Raw genomic sequence first — 18544 nt, forward strand, 5'->3', positions numbered from 1 at the left:
TGCGCAATTTCTACTCTCGGTAAATGGATCGTAATGGAGGGTAAAGACTTTGGCATGACTTTCGAGGCAAATGGGGCAATCATTCACCCGGAGTGGTGATTAGTAATTTTGTACGGCTTGTCGTTTCTTTGCCTCTTCGACCCCGGTGCGATGTTGACGGCGCTCGGCGCCGTGCCGGCAAACCGCCGCTCGGCACTTCGGTAGGTAAATCTGAAGGAAGAGGGTGGGCGGATGCTGGCCGCCAGAAAAGGAATCGCTTTCGGCGCCGCTGTCATGGCGCTCTCGGTGAGTCTCGCCGGCTGTTCCGGGCTCGGTGCCCCGAAGGCCGGGAAGGCGACGGGGGCGGACACGGAGAAGGGCGCCCCCGGCGCGAAGAAGGCCCCCGCGGCGCCCAAGCGCCCCGTACAGCTCATCGGTGACGGCTCGACCGCCTTCACCGGCGTCCAGCCGAATCTGCCCCGGGCGCAGCGGCTGAGGCCCGGCCAGAAGCCGCCGCAGTTCGTGGTCTTCTCGTGGGACGGCGCGGGCGAGGACGGTCAGAAGCTCTTCTCCCACTTCCGCAAGGTGGGCAAGGAATACGGCGCGAACATGACGTACTTCCTGAGCGGTGTCTATCTGCTGCCCAAGAGCAAGGCGCTGCAGTACGACCCGCCGCACCATCTGCGGGGCAGTTCCGACATCGGCTTCAACGACACCGAGGGAATCACGAACACGCTGCGGGAGGTGCGCGGCGCCTGGCAGGACGGAAACGAGATCGGCACCCACTTCAACGGCCATTTCTGCGGCCCCAACGGCGGGGTCGGCACCTGGACCGTCGAGGAGTGGAAGAGCGAGATCAGTCAGGCCAAGTCCTTCGTGAAGAGCTGGAAGACCAATTCGGCCCTCCCGGGCGAGGCCCCGCTGCCCTTCGACTACGACAAGGAACTCGTCGGCGGTCGCGCGCCCTGTCTCGAAGGGCAGAAGAACCTTCTGCCGGCGGCGCGCGACATGGGCTTCCGCTACGACTCCAGCGGCACCGGCACACAGGTCTGGCCCAGCAAGCTCGACGGCCTGTGGAACATGCCGCTCCAGGCGGTCCCGGTGCCGGGACGCGCCTTCGAGACCCTGTCGATGGACTACAACTTCATGTTCAACCAGTCCAAGACGGTCAACGGCGACCCCGCCAAGCACGCCTACTGGGGCGACCAGATGCGCGACGGCCTGATCAAGGCGTTCGACCGGGCGTATCTGGGCAACCGCGCCCCGCTGATCATCGGCAACCACTTCGAGTCCTGGAACGGCGGCACGTACATGCGCGCCGTCGAGGAGACGATCAGGACGGTCTGCGGTCAGAAGGACGTGCGGTGCGTTTCCTTCCGGCAGTTGGCCGACTGGCTGGACGCGCAGGACCCGGCGACGCTGGACAAGCTCCAGGCTCTCGCCGTCGGGCAGACCCCCAAGGCCGGCTGGGAGTCGTATCTGACAGCCGGCGCCCCGGCGTCGCGGACCAGCTGATCAGTTCATCAGCCGGTTCCCGCTGATCCGTTGTCGGGATGATCAGCCGATCTGAGCCACGGCCGGTGTCTCGCCGAGGACGAACGAGGGGTCGACCTGGGCCGCCAGGTCGATCCCCGTCTTCGCGTTGCCCCAGCTCTCCGCGTTCCGCAGATGGAAGTGGACCATCTGGCGGGTGTACCGCTCCCAGTCGCGCTGCTCATGGCTGTCCTCGGCCGCGTCCTGGAGGGCCTGCAGCGCCAGCCGGTTGTCCGCCTCCAGCAGCTCGAAGCGGGCCGGGCGGCCCTTCTCCATCGACCTGACCCAGTCGGAGTGGCCCACGGCGACCAGCAGGTCGTCGCCGACCTCCGTACGCAGGAAGTCCAGGTCGTCCTGGCCCTGCACCTTGTTGCCCACGACCTTCAGCGCGATGCCGAAGTCCCGTGCGTACTCCTTGTACTGGCGGTAGACGGAGATGCCCTTCAGGGTCGGCTCGGCCACCAGGAACGTCATGTCGAACCGGGTGAACATGCCGGAGGCGAACGAGTCGGAGCCCGCCGTCATGTCGACCACGACATATTCGTCGGGGCCGTCCACCAGGTGGTTGAGGCACAGTTCGACCGCCCCGACCTTGGAGTGGTAGCAGGACACCCCGAGATCCGACTCGGTGAAGGGCCCCGTGGTCATCAGCCGGATCTCGCCGTCGTCGAGCTGGACGGGCCGGGCGCAGGCCTCGTACACCGGATTGTCCTCGTCGACCCGGAGCAGCCGCGACCCCTCCCCCGGCGGTGTCGTCTTGATCATCGCTTCGGCCGATGCGATCCGCGGATTGCTGCCGCGCAGATAGTCCTTGATCAGGGGCAGATGCGCGCCCATGGCGGGCAGCGCGGCTGCGGCGGCCTCGTCCAGGCCGAGCGCGGCCCCCAGATGCTGGTTGATGTCGGCGTCCACCGCTAGTACGGGAGCCTCGTTGGCGGTCAGATGACGGATGAAGAGCGAGGACAGCGTCGTCTTGCCGCTGCCGCCCTTCCCCACGAAAGCGATCTTCATGTTCACGTAGGGTAGTCGCTTCGTCGCTTCACGTGGTCGACTTCCGTGAAGAAGACCACTCCAACGTGGGCCGCCGGTGCCGGGCGCGTAGCCTCGCTACCTATGAGTACGACAGCCTCAGACGCCTCCTCCGCCCCTCGGCGGGAGGATCCCCTGGCCGCGCTGGCCTCTCTGCCGGGCGTGCCCGGCGCGGTGGATTCGGTCCGCAACGCCGTCGACCGCGTCTACGGACACCGGGTGATGCGACGCCGCAGCAACGAGGTGACCTCGGAGGCGGCGCTGCGGGCGGCCCGCGGCTCGGCCGCGCTGTCGGGCGCCGACTGGGCGCTCGAAGAGGTGCGCAGGCGCACGGACTTCGGGGCGGAGGCGCAGGCCCGTACGGTCGGTGCCGCGCTGCGGCTGACCGCCGAGTCCGGCCAGATGCTGTCCATCTGGCGCCAGTCCCCGGTGCGGGTGCTGGCCAGACTCCACCTCGTCGCCGCGGGCAAGGCGGGCGTCGACGACGGGACGGTCGGCCGGCCGAGGCTCGCGGGCGAGCCCGTCGTCGAGGCGCCGGGCACCGACATCAACGGGCCGCTGACGGAGGCACCGCTGCCCGGTGCGGCCGAGGTGGCGGGCCGGCTGGACGGCCTCGCCCAGCTGGTGATCGCCGGAAGTGAGGCACCGGCGCTGGTGACGGCGGCGATCGTGCACGGCGAGCTGCTGGCGCTGCGCCCCTTCGGGTCGTACAACGGCCTGGTGGCGCGGGCGGCCGAGCGGATCGTGCTGATCGGCAGCGGGCTGGACCCCAAGTCCATCTGTCCGGCGGAGGCCGGCCATGCCGAGCTGGGGCGCGCGGCCTACGCGGCGGCGTTCGAGGCGTATGTCTCGGCCACTCCGGACGGCATGGCCGCGTGGATCGCGCACTGCGGGCGCGCGGTCGAGCTGGGGGTCAGGGAGTCGACGGCCGTCTGCGAGGCACTGCAGCGCGGGGCGGCCTGACGCGCAGCGGCGTGGAGTGGGAGCGGCCTGGGCTGGAAGCGGCGGCGGCGCCTGGACGGCGCCGCCGCACGCTCAGGCTGTGAAGACCCGGGGCGAATGGCGGCGCCGGCTCGCGTACCAGACGAGTCCGGCCGTGGCCGCCGCGGCGCCCACCGCCGCGACGGCGACGAGTGCCGGGCGCGGCGGCATGGAGAAGCCGGGCAGCCGCTGCTTCAGCCGTACCGGACGGTTGAAGACAAGAACGGGCCAGTCGCGGGTGGTCGCCTCACGCCGCAGCGCACGGTCGGGGTTGACCGCGTACGGGTGGCCGACCGATTCGAGCATGGGGACGTCGGTGATGGAGTCGCTGTACGCGTAACAGCGCGCCAGGTCGTACCCCTCGGACGCGGCGAGGGCCCGGACCGCCTCGGCCTTCGTCGGTCCGTACGCGTAGTACTCCACCTCCCCGGTGAAGCAGCCGTCCGCGCCGACGGCCATCCGCGTCGCCACGACCCGGTCCGCGCCGAGGAGTTCGCCGATGGGCTCGACGACCTCCGCGCCCGAGGTGGAGATGATCACGACGTCGCGGCCCGCCGTGTGGTGCTCCTCGATGAGGGAGGCGGCCTCGTCGTAGATGATCGGGTCGATCAGGTCGTGCAGGGTCTCGGCGACGATCTCTTTCACCTGCTGGACGTTCCAGCCTTTGCACAGCGCCGAGAGGTACTGGCGCATGCGTTCCATCTGATCGTGATCAGCGCCTCCGGCGAGGAAGACGAACTGCGCGTAAGCCGTCCGCAGTACGGCGCGGCGGTTGATCAGACCGCCTTGGTAGAACGACTTGCTGAAGGTCAAGGTCGATGACTTCGCAATGACCGTCTTGTCCAGGTCGAAGAAGGCTGCTGTACGCGGCAAGGAGTGGTTTTCCACGAGCCGAGCATAGGCGCCCACCATTCGGCGTAAGGTCTGGCGTGTGGGTTTGCTTGAGAAGCCTCTCGGGTACACCATGGAAGTCACGGATCGTTCGCGACCGTGTCTAACCCGGTCCGACTCCTCCCCCCCCCGAGTCGGCCGTGGGGACGACCCCCGCTCTCCCCCCCGGCGGGGGTCGTCGCATGTCCGGACCCATTTCCTTCTCTTGGATCTGGCTGTCCCCCTCTCCTCGTCTCGTCTCTCCGTCGCGCTGCCGGTGTGTCCGTCCAGTACTACACGTCACGCTCCGTGATGGCTGCGCTGCTCTGCGGAAGTCACCGGTATGAGCTAGCGGGATATTCACATTCGTCGAGTTGTCCACAGTTTTCCAGCAAGATCCACACGATTTTCCGTTGCCCGGCACGGTGATTGCGACCGCGAAAGTGCGCGGTTAGCCGGAATCACCGATACCGGATCTGTCCGGGACCGCTTCGAGAAGCACTCGCGGATCCCGGTTCCACGGAGAAAAAGGGGGCGGAGAGCGTGGCTGGATCCATGACATCCGATCGGTCCCAGGTCGCGGAAGGCCGCAGGGCCGGGCCGCTGATCGTCACGGAGGACGTGGCGCTGCTCGACGATCTGCTGCGGCTGTGCGCCGCGGCCGGCGCCGAGCCGCAGGTGCACCACTCGGTCCCGGAGCGGAAGGGCAGCTGGGAGGAAGCGCCGATGGTCCTCGTCGGGGACGACGCGGCGGCGCGGTGCCGGGGGGCCACCCGCAGGCGCGGGGTGATGCTCGTCGGCCGCGATCAGGACGACCCCGACGTGTGGCGGCGTGCCGTGGAGATCGGCGCGGACTGCGTGCTGCGGCTGCCCGACGCGGAGAGCTGGCTCGTCGACCGGATCGCGGACGCCGCCGAGGGCGTGGGCAGAGAGGCGCTGACCGTCGGGGTGATCGGCGGCCGGGGCGGTGCCGGCGCCTCGACCCTGGCCTGCGCGCTGGCCGTCACCGCTGCCCGTTCCGGGCGGCGCACCATGCTCGTGGACGGTGATCCGCTGGGCGGCGGGCTCGATGTGCTGCTCGGCGGGGAGCAGGCCGAAGGCAGACGGTGGCCGGACTTCGCGGCGTCCAAGGGGCGCGTGGCCGGCGGCGCGCTGGAGGAGTCGCTGCCCCGGCTCCACGATCTGCGCGTGCTCAGCTGGGACAGGGGCGACAGCGTGGTGATCCGCCCCGAGGCCATGCGGTCGGTGCTCGCCGCGGCCCGCCGGGGCGGCGGCGTCGTAGTGGTCGACCTGCCGCGCCGGGTGGACGAGGCGGTGGCGGAGGCGCTGGCCCAGCTCGATGTCGGGCTGTTGGTGGTGCCCGGTGAGCTGCGCGCCGTCGCGGCTGCCGGCCGGGTGGCCTCGATGGTCGGCATGGTCCTCCAGGACCTGCGGGCCGTGGTCCGAGGGCCGTACGCCACGGGTCTCGACGAGCGGTGGATCGCCGACGCGCTGCGGCTGCCGCTCGCGGGCGAACTGCCCCTGGAACCGGGCCTGTCGCAGGCGCAGGACAACGGATCCCCGCCCGGGTCGCGGGCGCGCGGACCCCTGGCCGGCTTCTGTACGGCCTTCTGGGAGCGGGCACTTGCCGGGGACGGGAGCGTGACGTCATGACGGTCGAGCGCGTCGCCGCCGGGGGCGGCCCGGCCGACGGCGGGCTGCTGGACGCCGTACGGCAGCGGCTCGCGGAAAGCGGGGCCGACCCGACACCGGCGAGGGTGGCGGCCGCGCTGCGGGCCCAGGGGCGGCTCCTCGGGGACGCGGAAGTGCTGGGGGTGGCGGAGGAGTTGCGCTGCGAACTGGTCGGCACGGGCCCACTTGAGCCGCTGCTCGCCGATCCCTCGGTCACGGATGTGCTGGTCTGCGCGCCCGACCGGGTGTGGGTGGACCGCGGCGGCGGTCTCGAACTGACAGCGGTGACGTTCGCCGACACCGCCGCCGTCCGCCGGCTGGCGCAGCGGCTGGCGGCCGTGGCGGGTCGTCGGCTGGACGACGCCAGGCCGTGGGTCGATGCCCGGTTGCCGGACGGCACCCGGATGCACGCGGTGCTGCCGCCCGTCGCGGTCGGCTCGACGTACCTGTCGCTGCGGGTGGTGCGGTCCAAGGCGTTCTCGGTGGCCGAACTCGCCGCGGCGGGGACGGTGCCGCCGGGCGGGGAGCGGGTGCTGCGGGCGCTGATCAGGGCCAGGCTGTCGTTCCTGATCAGCGGTGGCACGGGCTCCGGCAAGACCACGCTGCTGTCGACGCTGCTCGGTCTGGTGGGCGAGCGGGAGCGGATCGTACTCGCCGAGGACTCTGCGGAGTTGCGGCCCGACCATCCGCATGTGGTGCGGCTGGAATCGCGGCCGGCGAATCAGGAGGGCGCCGGCGAGGTGACCTTGCGGGATCTCGTCAGGCAGGCGCTGCGGATGCGGCCCGACCGGCTGGTCGTCGGCGAGGTGCGGGGCGGCGAAGTCACCGAATTGCTGGCTGCTTTGAACACGGGGCATGAAGGCGGTTGCGGGACTGTCCACGCGAATACGGCAGCCGATGTACCGGCGCGTCTTGAGGCGCTCGGGACTGCGGCCGGGCTCGACCGGGCCGCGCTGCACAGCCAGTTGGCGGCGGCGCTGTCGGTGGTCGTCCATCTCGTACGGGACAGGACCGGGCGGCGGCGGATCGCCGAGGTACACGTCCTGGAGCGCGACGCGGCGGGGCTGGTCGTGCCGGTTCCCGCGCTGCGCTGGGGCGCCTCAGGGTTCGTGTACGAGCGGGGCTGGCCGCAGCTGTCGACGCTGCTCGGGGGTGCGCTGTGACGGCGGTGTCCCTGTCGGCTTCGGCGTATGCCGCCGCGCTGTGCGCGGGTGCGGCGACCTGGCTCTTCGCGGGGCGGAACCGGGCGCTGCGCAGGGCGAAGCTGCTGCTGGCGGAGGTGGCTGCGACCGGTGGCGGCGAGGCGGTGGACGGGCGGCGGGCGCCGTCGTGGGCGCGGTGGCCGAGGCAACTGCGGCTGTGGGCCCGGGGGATCGGAGGGGAGTGGCTGTGTCTGCCGGTGGGGCTCGTGCTGGCCGTGCTGGGGGCGTCGGTGCTGCCGGTGGTCGCCTGCGCGGGCGCGGTGCCGTTGGTGCGGCGCTGGCTGCGGGCCAGGGAGCGGCGTACGGCGCGGGAACGGCGTGCGGACGGCGTCGTGGAGCTGTGCGGCGCGGCTGCGGGAGAGTTGAGGGCCGGTCAGCAGCCCGCACAGGCGCTGCTGGCGGCAGCGGGGCCCACCGGTGGTCTGGGTGGCGCGGAGGCCGCCGTACTGGCCGCTGTGCGCTTCGGCGGGGACGTACCTGACGCCCTGCGGCGGGCGGCGCGTGAGCCAGGCGCCGAGGGGCTGCTGGGGCTCGCCGCGTGCTGGCGGGTGGCCGTGGACGGCGGGGCCGGGCTCGCCGCAGGACTCGACCGGCTGGAAGGCGCGCTGCGCGCCGAGCGGGCGCAGCGGGACGAGTTGCGCGCCGAGTTGGCCGGTGCCTGGTCGACGGTGGTCCTGCTGGCGCTCCTGCCGATGGTGGGCCTGGCGATGGGCTGGGCGCTGGGCGCCGACCCGCTGCGGATGCTGCTGCACACCCCGGCAGGCCTGGCGTGCCTGGCTGGTGGCGCCGCGTTGGAGGGCGTGGGGCTGTGGTGGGCGGCCCGGATCGTCCGGGCGGGGGAGGCGTCATGACCGGATCACTCGCCCACAGCCTGTGGGCCGCGGTGTCCGTGCTGGCGGCGCTCGGTTCGCTGGCCTCTGCCGTGGCTGCCGGGCACAGGGCGCGGAAGGTGCGCGGACGCGGCGTCGAGCTGCTGTCGGTGGAACCGGTACGGCCAGCGCGGATGCGGACGTCGGCGGTTGCGACGGAGTGGATCCGGCGCTGGGGGCCACCGCTCGCCGCGCTCGCCACCGGCTGGGTGCTGCTCGGGGGAGTGGCGGGCTGCGCTGTGGGACTGGCGTGCGCGTACGGCGTGCGGCGCTGGCTGCGTACCAGGAAACGGGACGACAGCCGTCTGGATGAGCGGACGGTACGTCAACTGCCTCTGGCCGCAGACCTGCTGGCCGCCTGTGTCGCGGCCGGCGCCGGGCCGAGGGAGGCGGCCGAGGCGGTGGGGGAGTCGCTCGGCGGACCGGTCGGCGACCGGCTCGCCAGAACGGCGGCCGAGGTCCGGCTCGGCGGTGAACCGGCCGCAGCGTGGGGGAGGTTCGGCGAGATACCGGGCGCCGCTGGTCTCGCCCGCTGTCTGGAGCGGGCAGGGGCCAGCGGGGCGCCGGCCGCCGAACAGGTGTCGCGGCTCGCGGCGGGCCTGCGGGCGGAGCGGGCGCGTCGGGCGACCGCCCGGGCCCATCGGGCACAGGTGCTGATCACCGCGCCGGTCGGGCTGTGCTTCTTGCCGGCCTTTCTGGCGGTGGGTGTGGCGCCCGTGGTCATCGGCCTGGCGAGCGGACTGCTCGGCGGCGGCTGACGGACAGCGGATCAACGGCAGATCAACGCGTGAAAGCGCATGAAACGCAGGAAACAGAGCTGAGCGAAACGGGAGGCCGAAATGTGGACGCGTATGCGAGAAGGATGGCTGCGTCGGATTCGGCGCGGCACGGAATCGGGTGACGCGGGAATGACGACATCGGAATACGCGATGGGCACGATCGCCGCCTGCGCCTTTGCCGCGGTGCTGTACAAAGTGGTCACGAGTGGACCCGTGTCACAGGCGCTTCAGTCGGTGATCGGCAAGGCCCTCAATGTCCAGGTCTGATGCGGCGGTGTGCGTCGCCGATCGGGACGACCGCGGATATGTCACGGCGGAAGCGGCCGTGGCGGTGCCGGCGCTGGTGGTGTTCGCCATGGCGCTCGTCTGGGCGCTGACAGCGGCGGCGGCACAGATCCAGTGCGTGGACGCCGCGCGGGCGGGGGCACGGGCCGTCGCCAGGTCCGAGCCACGGGAAGCGGCGCTGGACGCGGCCCGCTCGGCCGCTCCCCAGGGCGCCGAGGTCACCCTCGGCCGGTCCGGCGATCTGTGGCGGGTGCGCGTGGCGGCTCCGACGCCGGGCCCGGGGGCGCTGGCCTTGACCCTCACGGCCGAGGCCGCAGCCTCGGCGGAGGACACCCAGGACGCCCAGGACGCCCCGTACACCCAGCACATCGGGGAGAGGGGCGCCTCATGATCCGTGACGGTGACGACGAACGGGGTGGTGACCAGGGGGCGGCGACGGTCTGGGTGGCGATGGCGGCGGCCACGATGTGCGCCGTGTTCGCCGTGGTGCTCGCGCTGGGCCAGGCGGTGGCTGCCCGCCACCGCGCGGGCACCGCGGCCGACCTGGCGGCCCTCGCCGCCGCCGACCGTGCCTTGTCGGGCCCGGTGGCGGCCTGCGCCAGGGCGGTCGAGGTGGCGGTGGCCCAGCGGGCGGAGGTCACGAGCTGCGTGGTGAGCGGGGAGATCGCGGACGTGACGGCCAGGGCGCGACTCGGTCCCTACGCCCCCACGGTCAGGTCGCGGGCGGGCCCACCGGCTGTGTCGCCGCCTCCGGCGAGGTCGTCGGTCCTGGGAAGGCCCCGGCCGCCGCCAGGCCGTCAGGGGCGCCTCTGAGCAGCTCGGTCAGCAGTCGTACGGCGCCGCGCTTGTGCAGCGGATCGTTGCCGTTGCCGCACTTGGGCGACTGGATGCACGAGGGGCAGCCCGCGTCGCACTCGCAGGACGCGATCGCCTCGCGGGTGGCGGTGAGCCATTCCCTGGCCGTCTGGAAGGCCCGCTCGGCGAAGCCGGCGCCGCCGGGCTGGCCGTCGTACACGAAGACCGTCGGCAGCAAGGTGTCCGGGTGCAGCGGCACGGACACGCCGCCGATGTCCCAGCGGTCGCAGGTGGCGAAGAGCGGCAGCATCCCGATGGAGGCGTGTTCGGCGGCGTGCAGGGCGCCGCCCAGCTGCTCGGGGTTGACGCGGGCCGCGTCCAGTTGGTCCTCGGTGACGGTCCACCACACGGCGCGGGTGCGCAGGGTGCGCGGCGGCAGGTCGAGCTTGGTCTCGCCGAGCACCTCGCCGGTGATGAGTCTGCGGCGCAGAAAGGAGACGACCTGGTTGGTGACCTCGACGGACCCGTAGCAGAGGCGTCCGTCGCCCCACGGAATCTCGGTGTCCGTCTCGAGCACGGAAATGGCGGTGGTGTCCCGGGCAGTCGTCGAGTACGGCGGGTCGGCCTCCTCGACGAGCGCGACCGAGTCGGCCAGATCCAGCCGTTTCACCAGATACGAACGGCCCTGGTGGAGGTGGACCGCGCCGTCGTGGACGGCCGTGTGGGAGGCGGCCTCGTCGACCGTGCCCAGCAGCCGGCCCGTCGCCGCCTCGACGATCTGGACCGGGCTGCCGCCCTCCCCGCGGATGTCGGCCAGGTCGGCGGCCCGCTCCCTGCGGGTCCAGTACCAGCCCGCCGCGCGCTTGCGCAGCAGTCCTGCGGTGACCAGCTGCGGGAGTAGGTCCGGTGTCGCGGGGCCGAACAGCGCGAGGTCGTCCTCCGTGAGCGGCAGCTCGGCGGCGGCTGCGCACAGGTGCGGGGCGAGGACGTACGGGTTGTCCGGGTCCAGGACGGTCGACTCGACGGGCTGCTGGAACAGCGCCTCGGGGTGGTGGACGAGGAACGTGTCCAGCGGGTCGTCACGGGCGATCAGGATCGCCAGCGCGCCCTGCCCGGAGCGCCCCGCCCGGCCCGCCTGCTGCCACAGGGAGGCCCGGGTGCCGGGGTAGCCCGCGATGAGGACGGCGTCCAGGCCGGAGACGTCGATGCCCAGCTCCAGGGCGGTGGTGGCGGCAAGGCCGAGCAGTTCGCCGGAGTGCAGGGCGCGCTCCAGGGCGCGGCGCTCCTCGGGGAGGTAGCCGCCCCGGTAGGCGGCCACCCGGCGCGACAGCGAGTGGTCCACCGCCGCCAGCCGTTCCTGGGCGATGAGGGCGATCAGTTCGGCGGCGCGCCGGGAGCGTACGAAGGCGACCGAACGGACGCCCTGGACCGTCAGGTCGGTGAGCAGGTCGGCGGTCTCGGCCGTGGCCGTACGGCGTACGGGCGCGCCCTTCTCGCCGTGCAGTTCGGTGAGCGGGGGCTCCCAGAGCGCGAAGACGAGTTCGCCGCGGGGTGACGCGTCGTCGGCGACCTCGGTGACGGGCAGTCCGGTGAGCCTGCCGGCCGCCAGGGCGGGCTCGGCGGCGGTGGCCGACGCCAGCAGGAAGACCGGGTCGGCGCCGTAGCGGGCGCAGACGCGGCGCAGCCGGCGCAGCACCTGCGCCACGTGCGAGCCGAACACGCCCCGGTAGGTGTGGCACTCGTCGATGACGACATAGCGCAGCGAGCGCAGGAAGGAGGCCCAGCGGGGGTGGGACGGGAGTATCCCCCGGTGCAGCATGTCGGGATTGGTCAGGACGTAGTTGGCGTACTGCCTGACCCATTCGCGCTCTTCCACCGGCGTGTCGCCGTCGTAGACGGCCGGCCGTACGGCGTTGCCGAGCGGCCCGGCGAGATCCTTGACGCCGCGCCGCTGGTCGGCGGCGAGCGCCTTCGTCGGCGCCAGGTAGAGCGCGGTCGTACCCCGGCCGTTCGGCGCCTCCGAGCCGTCCAGGAGGGTGCTGAGCACGGGCGCGAGGTACGCCAGCGACTTGCCCGAGGCGGTGCCGGTGGCGATGACGACGGACTCGCCGTCCAAGGCGTGCTCGGCGGCCTCGGCCTGGTGGGCCCACGGGTGTTCGATTCCGGCCTGCTGGATGGCGCTGATCACTTCCGCGCGGATGCGATCGGGCCAGACGGCATGACGACCCGCACGTGGGGGCAGGTGCTCCGTATGGGTGATGCGCGCAGCCCGGCCCGCCCCCGCGGTGAGCCGGTCGAGGACCATACTCGGGGAGGGGCGGTTGTCCCCGCTCGCGGGGAGTCGACTGGGGCGGTGATTCCTGGCCATCGGCATCGAGTGTGTCACTGGCATGACGGACAATGGCCCCAAGGCGTCGTGCGTGGCCGCTGGTAAGTGATTGAATGCCATCGCGGCTGGCGATACGTCCCCTGGCTCCGTCGGGGAGACCCGAGGGGCGACCGCTCGATAGCAAGGTGCTGGAGGATCCGTGGACCTGTCCCTGTCGACTCGCAATGTGTCCGGCCCTGGTGGCGACCGTACGGTCGTCGAGGTCGGTGGCGAGATTGATGTGTATACCGCGCCAAAGCTGCGCGAGCAGTTGGTCGAGTTGGTGAACGACGGCAGCTACCACCTGGTGGTCGACATGGAAGGCGTGGACTTCCTGGACTCGACCGGGCTCGGCGTGCTCGTGGGTGGCCTGAAGCGTGTGCGTGCCCATGAGGGCTCGCTGCGTCTGGTCTGCAACCAGGAGCGCATTCTCAAGATCTTCCGGATCACGGGTCTCACCAAGGTGTTCCCGATCCACACCACGGTCGACGAGGCCGTGGCCGCCACCGACTGAGGTCGGTGCCGGCCATTCGGTCCGGAGGATGACGGCAGGAGACCCGGGCGTTCCGCCCGGGTGTCTGCCGCCTTTGAGAGTGGTTGAGAGTGCACGCTCGTACGTTCGAGGGGGATCGCATGGCCACCGTTGAACTCCGCTTCAGCGCCCAGCCCGAGCATGTCAGGACGGCCCGTCTGGTGGCGGCCGCCGTGGCGCGCAGGGCCGGGGTCGACGAAGCAGTGTTGGACGAGGTCAGACTCGCGGTCGGTGAGGCATGCAGCCGGGCGGTCGGGCTGCATCGCAGTCATGGCATCACCGCCCCGGTGAGAGTCGTGCTGACCGAGGAGGAGAAGACCTTCTCCATCGAGGTCGGCGACGAGGTGCCGGGATCCGGCAGCGGAGCGTCCGGCGTGCCCGGCGCCCGTAACGGAGTGCCGTCGGGCGATCTCTTCGAGACCGACGCCGAGGGCGAGGACGAGATGGGGCTCGCGGTCATCAGCGGGCTCGTCGACGATGTCGAGGTCACCTCGGGCGACGACGGCGGCGTGATCAGAATGAGCTGGCCGACCACTCCGGCCATTACGCTCCCCTGATTGATCCAATTCTTGGAAAGGCCCTGCCTGAGCAGGGCCTTTCTTGTTTTTGTAGATCGTCGAACGCGTTTATCCCATTACCCTTTGCCCGACTGTTTTCGGCCTCAAGGTCAATTAAAATGTAAGCACTCTGTTTTGATCGTCTCCGGCTCCCTACAATCCGTCCATCTTGAGCGCTGAGCGTCAAGGAGGACGAATGGCGGGGCACTTCCAACCACAACTGTCCGACCACCCCACATCTCTCGCTGCCGCGGTACTCACCGACGGCAACCGGCTGATCGTGATCGTCGTCGCTGTCGTCGCACTGGCGGCGCTGTTCCTGGCCGCACTGCTGGTGCGGCAGGTCCTGGCGGCCGACGAGGGCACCGAATCCATGAAGAAGATCGCGGCCGCCGTCCAGGAAGGCGCGAATGCCTATCTGGCACGCCAGTTGCGCACCCTCGGCATCTTCGCCGTCGTGGTGTTCTTCCTGTTGTTGCTGTTGCCGGCCGACGACTGGTCACAACGCGCGGGACGTTCGCTGTTCTTCCTGGTGGGTGCGGGTTTCTCGGCGGCCACCGGATATATGGGCATGCGGCTTGCCGTACGCAGCAATGTACGGGTGGCGGCGGCCGCCCGTGAGGCGACTCCGGGAGAAGGCGAGCCGGAAAAGGATCTGACGGCCGTCTCGCACAAGGCCATGAAGATCGCATTCCGTACCGGCGGTGTGGTCGGCATGTTCACGGTGGGCCTCGGCCTGCTCGGCGCCTCCTGCGTGGTGCTCGTCTACGCGGCCGACGCCCCCAAGGTCCTGGAGGGCTTCGGCCTCGGCGCCGCGCTGATCGCGATGTTCATGCGTGTCGGCGGCGGCATCTTCACCAAGGCGGCCGACGTCGGCGCCGACCTCGTCGGCAAGGTCGAACAGGGCATCCCCGAGGACGACCCGCGCAACGCGGCGACCATCGCCGACAACGTGGGCGACAACGTCGGGGACTGCGCAGGCATGGCGGCCGACCTCTTCGAGTCGTACGCGGTGACCCTCGTCGCCGCCCTCATCCTGGGCAAGGCGGCCTTCGGTGACTTCGGTCTCGCCTTCCCGCTGATCGTCCCCGCGATCGGCGTGATCACCGCGATGGTCGGCATCTTCGCCGTCGCCCCGCGCCCCTCCGACCGCAGCGGAATGAGCGCCATCAACCGCGGCTTCTTCATCTCCGCCGTGATCTCGCTCGTCCTGGTGGCCGTCGCGGTCTTCGTCTATCTGCCGTCCTCCTACGCGGACCTGGACGGCGTCAGCGCGAAGGAGATCCTCGGCCACGGCGGCGATCCGCGGATCCTCGCCCTGGTCGCCGTCGCCATCGGGATCGTGCTCGCCGCGCTGATCCAGCAGCTGACCGGCTACTTCACCGAGACCACCCGGCGCCCTGTCAGGGACATCGGCAAGTCCTCGCTGACGGGCGCCGCGACCGTCGTACTCGCAGGCATCGCCATCGGCCTGGAGTCCGCCGTCTACACGGCCCTGCTGATCGGTCTCGCGGTGTACGGGGCGTTCCTGCTCGGCGGTACGTCGATCATGCTCGCGCTGTTCGCCGTGGCCCTCGCCGGCACCGGACTGCTCACCACCGTCGGCGTGATCATCGCCATGGACACCTTCGGTCCCGTCGCCGACAACGCCCAGGGCATCGCCGAGATGTCGGGCGACGTGCAGGGCGCGGGCGCGCAGGTGCTCACCGACCTCGACGCGGTCGGCAACACCACCAAGGCCATCACCAAGGGCATCGCCATCGCCACCGCCGTACTCGCGGCGGCGGCGCTCTTCGGCTCGTACCGGGACGCCATCGCCACCGCCGTCTCCGACGTGGGAGCCAGAGCGGGTGAGATGACTCTCAGTATGGACATCTCCCAGCCCAACAACCTGGTGGGGCTGATCCTCGGCGCCGCTGTCGTCTTCCTCTTCTCCGGGCTCGCCATCAACGCCGTTTCGCGGTCGGCCGGTTCGGTCGTCTACGAGGTGCGACGGCAGTTCCGTGAACACCCCGGGATCATGGACTACAGCGAACAGCCCGAATACGGACGCGTCGTCGACATCTGTACCAAGGACGCGCTGCGCGAACTGACCACGCCGGGGCTGCTCGCCGTCCTCACCCCGATCGCCGTGGGCTTCTCGCTCGGCATCGGGGCGCTCGGCTCGTTCCTCGCCGGTGCGATCGGCACCGGCACGCTGATGGCCGTCTTCCTCGCCAACTCCGGCGGTGCCTGGGACAACGCCAAGAAGCTGGTCGAGGACGGCAACTTCGGCGGCAAGGGCAGCGACGCCCACGCCGCGACCGTCATCGGCGACACGGTCGGCGACCCGTTCAAGGACACGGCGGGACCCGCCATCAACCCGCTGCTCAAGGTGATGAACCTGGTGGCGCTGCTCATCGCCCCCGCGGTCGTGCAGTTCAGCTACGGGGACGACGCGAACGCGTGGATCCGGGCGCTGATCGCGGTGATCGCCATCGTCGTGATCGTCGCCGCTGTGTACGTCTCCAAGCGGCGCTCGGTGACGGTGGACGACGCGGGCGACGGCAGCGGCGGTAGCACGACCGCAGGCCCGGCCGGCGCGGCCACGGCTGCGCAGGACTCGGCGGTGACGACGACGTAACGGCTGGTCAGGGGAGCCAAAGAGCGGGCGGAACTGGCGAATTGACGCCGGCTTCGCCCGCTCTGGGCGTGCGGCGGCGCAGATGGCGTGAGTTGTCTCTCTCCTGGTGCAAATGGCTTCAATAGCCTATCGATCGGACGTTCGGTGCGCGATGGCCGCCCGCCCGGCGTGTATGTTCCGGGGCCGAGAGCCTTGGAAGGGAACCAATCCGGTGAACAAGAAGCTCGTATCCGCGCTGTCCGGCGGTGCGGTACTGCTCATGTCGCTGTCCGGTTGCAGCGACGACGACAGCGACAACAAGGTGAACGACTGGGCCAAGCAGGTCTGCGACCAGGTCCAGCCGCAGCGGAAGAAGATCGAGGCCGCGGACGCGTCCATCCAGCAGGCGACGTCGGGCAACATCAAGCCGGCCGATGTGCAGAAGACCGACTCGGCCGCCTTCGGGGCCAAGGCCGAGGCCTTCAAGGCGCAGGCCGCAGCCCTGCAGAAGGCGGGCCCGCCGCCCGGGGGCGACGACCAGAAGAAGACCCAGCAGGCGGCGGTCGCCGAACTCAACGCCACATCGGGGGCGTACACCGCGCTCCAGAAGCAGGTCGACGCGCTCGACACCAAGGACCAGGCGAAGTTCGCCGACGGTCTCAAGGACGTCGGTGAGCAGCTGCAGAAGGTCAGCCAGGGCAGCGACCAGGCGCTGCGCAAGCTGCAGTCGGGCGATGTGGGCAAGGCCATGGCCAAGCAGCCCAGCTGCCAGCTGGAGCCGTCGGCCCAGGCGTCCCCCTCGCCGTCGGCCTGACCCGACCTGACGCGCCCCGCCCGGACACCGCCGGGCGGGGGCGGGCGCAGGCGCGATGTCAGTGGCACCGGTCACAATGGCCAGGTGAGCACGAACAGCCTTCCCGCGCCCGACGGCCCTCCGGCCGCCCCCGGCCTGCCGACGCCCGACCACTCGTCCCGGCTGCGTACGGCCCTGCTCGCCGCGGGGTTCACCGTCGACGGCCTGCTCGACGTGCTGGGCGCCGCCGCTTACGCGGCGCTGGCGCGCAGCGAGACCGTGCCCGCGCTGCGCGCCACCCGCGGCGATTCGCCGCTGGAGACGCTCGTGCGGCTCTTTCTGCTCCAGCTCCCCGTGCCGGCCGCGCGGGCGGAAGCGGCGCTCCCGCTGGCCGAGGCGCTCGCCGACGGCTGGGTCGTACGCGACGAGGCGGCGGACCGGGCAGGGGCGGGGCAGATCCGCGCCACGGTGGACGTGCGGCCCTACGGCGGCCCCGAGGGTCAGGACTGGTTCATCGTCTCGGACCTCGGCCTGTCCGTCGGCGGGGCCGGCGGCGCGAGCGGCCATCACGAAGGGGTCGTGCTCGGCGTCGGCGGTGCCTCCACGACGCTCGCCGGGCTCACCGTACGGACCCCCGTCGGCTCGGCGCTCGATCTCGGCGCGGGATCCGGGATCCAGGCCCTGCATGCCGCCCAGCACGCCACCCGGGTCACGGCCACCGATCTGAACCCCAGGGCGCTCGCCTTCACCCGCCTCACGCTGGCGCTGTCCGGGGCGCCCGAGGCCGAGCTGCGCGCGGGCTCGCTCTTCGAACCGGTCGCAGGCGAGACGTACGACCTGATCGTCTCCAACCCGCCGTTCGTCATCTCGCCCGGCGCCCGGCTCACCTACCGCGACGGCGGGATGGGCGGTGACGACCTGTGCCGCACGCTCGTCCAGGAGGCGGGGGAGCGGCTCAACGACGGGGGCTTCGCCCAGTTCCTCGCCAATTGGCAGCATGTGGAGGGCGAGGAGTGGCAGGACCGGCTGCGCTCCTGGGTGCCGCGCGGCTGCGACGCCTGGATCGTGCAGCGCGAGGTGCAGGACCCGACGCAGTACGCGGAGCTGTGGCTGCGGGACAGCGGCGACCACCGCACGGACCCCGCCGACTACGCGGCGCGGTACGAGGCCTGGCTCGACGAGTTCGAGGCGCGCAGGACGACGGGGATCGGCTTCGGCTGGATCACCCTGCGGAAGTCGGGCGCCGCCCGGCCGTCGGTCGTCGTCGAGGAATGGCCGCATTCGGTGGAGCAGCCGCTCGGCGAGACCGTGCGGGCGCATTTCGAGCGGCAGGACTATCTGCGTACCCATGACGACGCGGCGCTGCTCACCGGTCACTTCCTGCTGGCGCCCGAGGTCGTCCAGGAGCAGGTCGGGCTGCCGGGCGCCGAGGACCCGGAGCATGTGGTGCTCCGTCAGCACCGCGGCATGCGGCGGGCGACCGAGGTCGACACGGTCGGCGCCGGCTTCGCCGGGGTTTGCGACGGGACGCTGAGCGCCGGCCGGATCCTGGACGCGATCGCGCAGCTCGTCGGGGAGGATCCGGTGCTGCTCCGCGACCGCACGCCGCAGTCGATCCGGCTGCTGGTCGAGGAGGGCTTCCTGACGCCGACCGCCCCGCCCGCCCAGGGCGGACCTGCCGCAGAAGGAGCCGGGTGAA

Annotated in this window: 17 protein-coding genes; 14 read left to right on the plus strand and 3 right to left on the minus strand. The window is 71.2% G+C overall.

Going from position 1 to position 18544, the window contains the following annotated elements; genetic code table 11:
- Positions 1-231: 231 nt before the first annotated feature.
- Positions 232-1494 carry a hypothetical protein gene (locus OHS57_RS21310; protein WP_328583034.1) on the plus strand — a complete coding sequence of 421 codons (1263 nt, stop codon included), beginning with the start codon at positions 232-234 and terminating at the stop codon, positions 1492-1494.
- A 42-nt stretch (positions 1495-1536) separates the two neighbouring features.
- Here OHS57_RS21310 and OHS57_RS21315 read toward each other — a convergent pair whose 3' ends face one another.
- The gene (locus OHS57_RS21315) at positions 1537-2523 is read right to left on the minus strand and encodes an ATP-binding protein (protein ID WP_041995463.1); all 987 of its coding nucleotides are present in this window, start codon (positions 2521-2523) and stop codon (positions 1537-1539) included.
- Between the two features lie 102 nt (positions 2524-2625).
- On the opposite strand from OHS57_RS21315, the gene OHS57_RS21320 reads away from it, so the two are divergent.
- Entirely contained in the window at positions 2626-3504 is an 879-nt protein-coding gene (locus OHS57_RS21320) for an oxidoreductase (RefSeq protein ID WP_328583035.1), read from the plus strand.
- Positions 3505-3576: 72 nt separating this feature from the next.
- On the opposite strand, the gene OHS57_RS21325 is transcribed toward OHS57_RS21320, so the two are convergent.
- On the minus strand, positions 3577-4434 hold the full coding sequence (locus OHS57_RS21325) for an HAD family hydrolase (protein WP_328583036.1): 858 nt from the start codon (positions 4432-4434) through the stop codon (positions 3577-3579).
- A 513-nt stretch (positions 4435-4947) separates the two neighbouring features.
- Here OHS57_RS21325 and ssd point away from each other — a divergent pair.
- The 7 genes from ssd (at position 4948) to OHS57_RS21360 (ending at position 10011) form a co-directional block, all read left to right on the plus strand.
- Positions 4948-6045: a septum site-determining protein Ssd gene (ssd, locus tag OHS57_RS21330; protein ID WP_328583037.1), complete on the plus strand. Its 1098-nt coding sequence runs from the start codon at positions 4948-4950 to the stop codon at positions 6043-6045.
- Positions 6042-7226: a TadA family conjugal transfer-associated ATPase gene (locus OHS57_RS21335; RefSeq protein ID WP_328583038.1), complete on the plus strand. Its 1185-nt coding sequence runs from the start codon at positions 6042-6044 to the stop codon at positions 7224-7226. Before ssd ends, OHS57_RS21335 begins: the two co-directional genes overlap by 4 nt.
- Entirely contained in the window at positions 7223-8116 is an 894-nt protein-coding gene (locus OHS57_RS21340) for a type II secretion system F family protein (protein ID WP_328583039.1), read from the plus strand. The genes OHS57_RS21335 and OHS57_RS21340 overlap by 4 nt, the downstream gene beginning before the upstream one ends.
- Positions 8113-8892 (plus strand): type II secretion system F family protein, encoded by a 780-nt coding sequence (locus tag OHS57_RS21345; RefSeq protein ID WP_328583040.1) that lies wholly within the window; start codon positions 8113-8115, stop codon positions 8890-8892. The genes OHS57_RS21340 and OHS57_RS21345 overlap by 4 nt, the downstream gene beginning before the upstream one ends.
- An 81-nt stretch (positions 8893-8973) precedes the next feature.
- Positions 8974-9180, plus strand: coding sequence for a DUF4244 domain-containing protein (locus OHS57_RS21350; protein ID WP_443042929.1), 207 nt, complete (start codon positions 8974-8976; stop codon positions 9178-9180).
- Positions 9167-9589 carry a TadE family type IV pilus minor pilin gene (locus OHS57_RS21355; RefSeq protein WP_328583042.1) on the plus strand — a complete coding sequence of 141 codons (423 nt, stop codon included), beginning with the start codon at positions 9167-9169 and terminating at the stop codon, positions 9587-9589. The genes OHS57_RS21350 and OHS57_RS21355 overlap by 14 nt, the downstream gene beginning before the upstream one ends.
- Positions 9586-10011, plus strand: coding sequence for an Rv3654c family TadE-like protein (locus OHS57_RS21360; RefSeq protein WP_328583043.1), 426 nt, complete (start codon positions 9586-9588; stop codon positions 10009-10011). Before OHS57_RS21355 ends, OHS57_RS21360 begins: the two co-directional genes overlap by 4 nt.
- On the opposite strand, the gene OHS57_RS21365 is transcribed toward OHS57_RS21360, so the two are convergent.
- The gene (locus OHS57_RS21365) at positions 9911-12442 is read right to left on the minus strand and encodes a DEAD/DEAH box helicase (protein WP_328583044.1); all 2532 of its coding nucleotides are present in this window, start codon (positions 12440-12442) and stop codon (positions 9911-9913) included. The two genes, OHS57_RS21360 and OHS57_RS21365, sit on opposite strands and share 101 nt — an antisense overlap.
- Positions 12443-12521: 79 nt before the next feature.
- On the opposite strand from OHS57_RS21365, the gene OHS57_RS21370 reads away from it, so the two are divergent.
- From OHS57_RS21370 to OHS57_RS21390, 5 genes are all read left to right on the plus strand, one after another.
- Positions 12522-12875, plus strand: coding sequence for an STAS domain-containing protein (locus OHS57_RS21370; protein ID WP_003967428.1), 354 nt, complete (start codon positions 12522-12524; stop codon positions 12873-12875).
- A 119-nt stretch (positions 12876-12994) separates the two neighbouring features.
- The gene (locus OHS57_RS21375) at positions 12995-13450 is read left to right on the plus strand and encodes an ATP-binding protein (protein ID WP_041986557.1); all 456 of its coding nucleotides are present in this window, start codon (positions 12995-12997) and stop codon (positions 13448-13450) included.
- Between the two features lie 196 nt (positions 13451-13646).
- On the plus strand, positions 13647-16073 hold the full coding sequence (locus tag OHS57_RS21380; RefSeq protein ID WP_041986553.1) for a sodium-translocating pyrophosphatase: 2427 nt from the start codon (positions 13647-13649) through the stop codon (positions 16071-16073).
- A gap of 211 nt (positions 16074-16284) precedes the next feature.
- Positions 16285-16866: a hypothetical protein gene (locus OHS57_RS21385; protein WP_041986549.1), complete on the plus strand. Its 582-nt coding sequence runs from the start codon at positions 16285-16287 to the stop codon at positions 16864-16866.
- 84 nt (positions 16867-16950) lie between these two features.
- The gene (locus OHS57_RS21390) at positions 16951-18543 is read left to right on the plus strand and encodes a DUF7059 domain-containing protein (RefSeq protein WP_328583045.1); all 1593 of its coding nucleotides are present in this window, start codon (positions 16951-16953) and stop codon (positions 18541-18543) included.
- Position 18544: the final 1 nt, after the last annotated feature.

The sequence above is a fragment of the Streptomyces sp. NBC_00370 genome, assembly GCF_036084755.1.
Classification (GTDB): domain Bacteria; phylum Actinomycetota; class Actinomycetes; order Streptomycetales; family Streptomycetaceae; genus Streptomyces.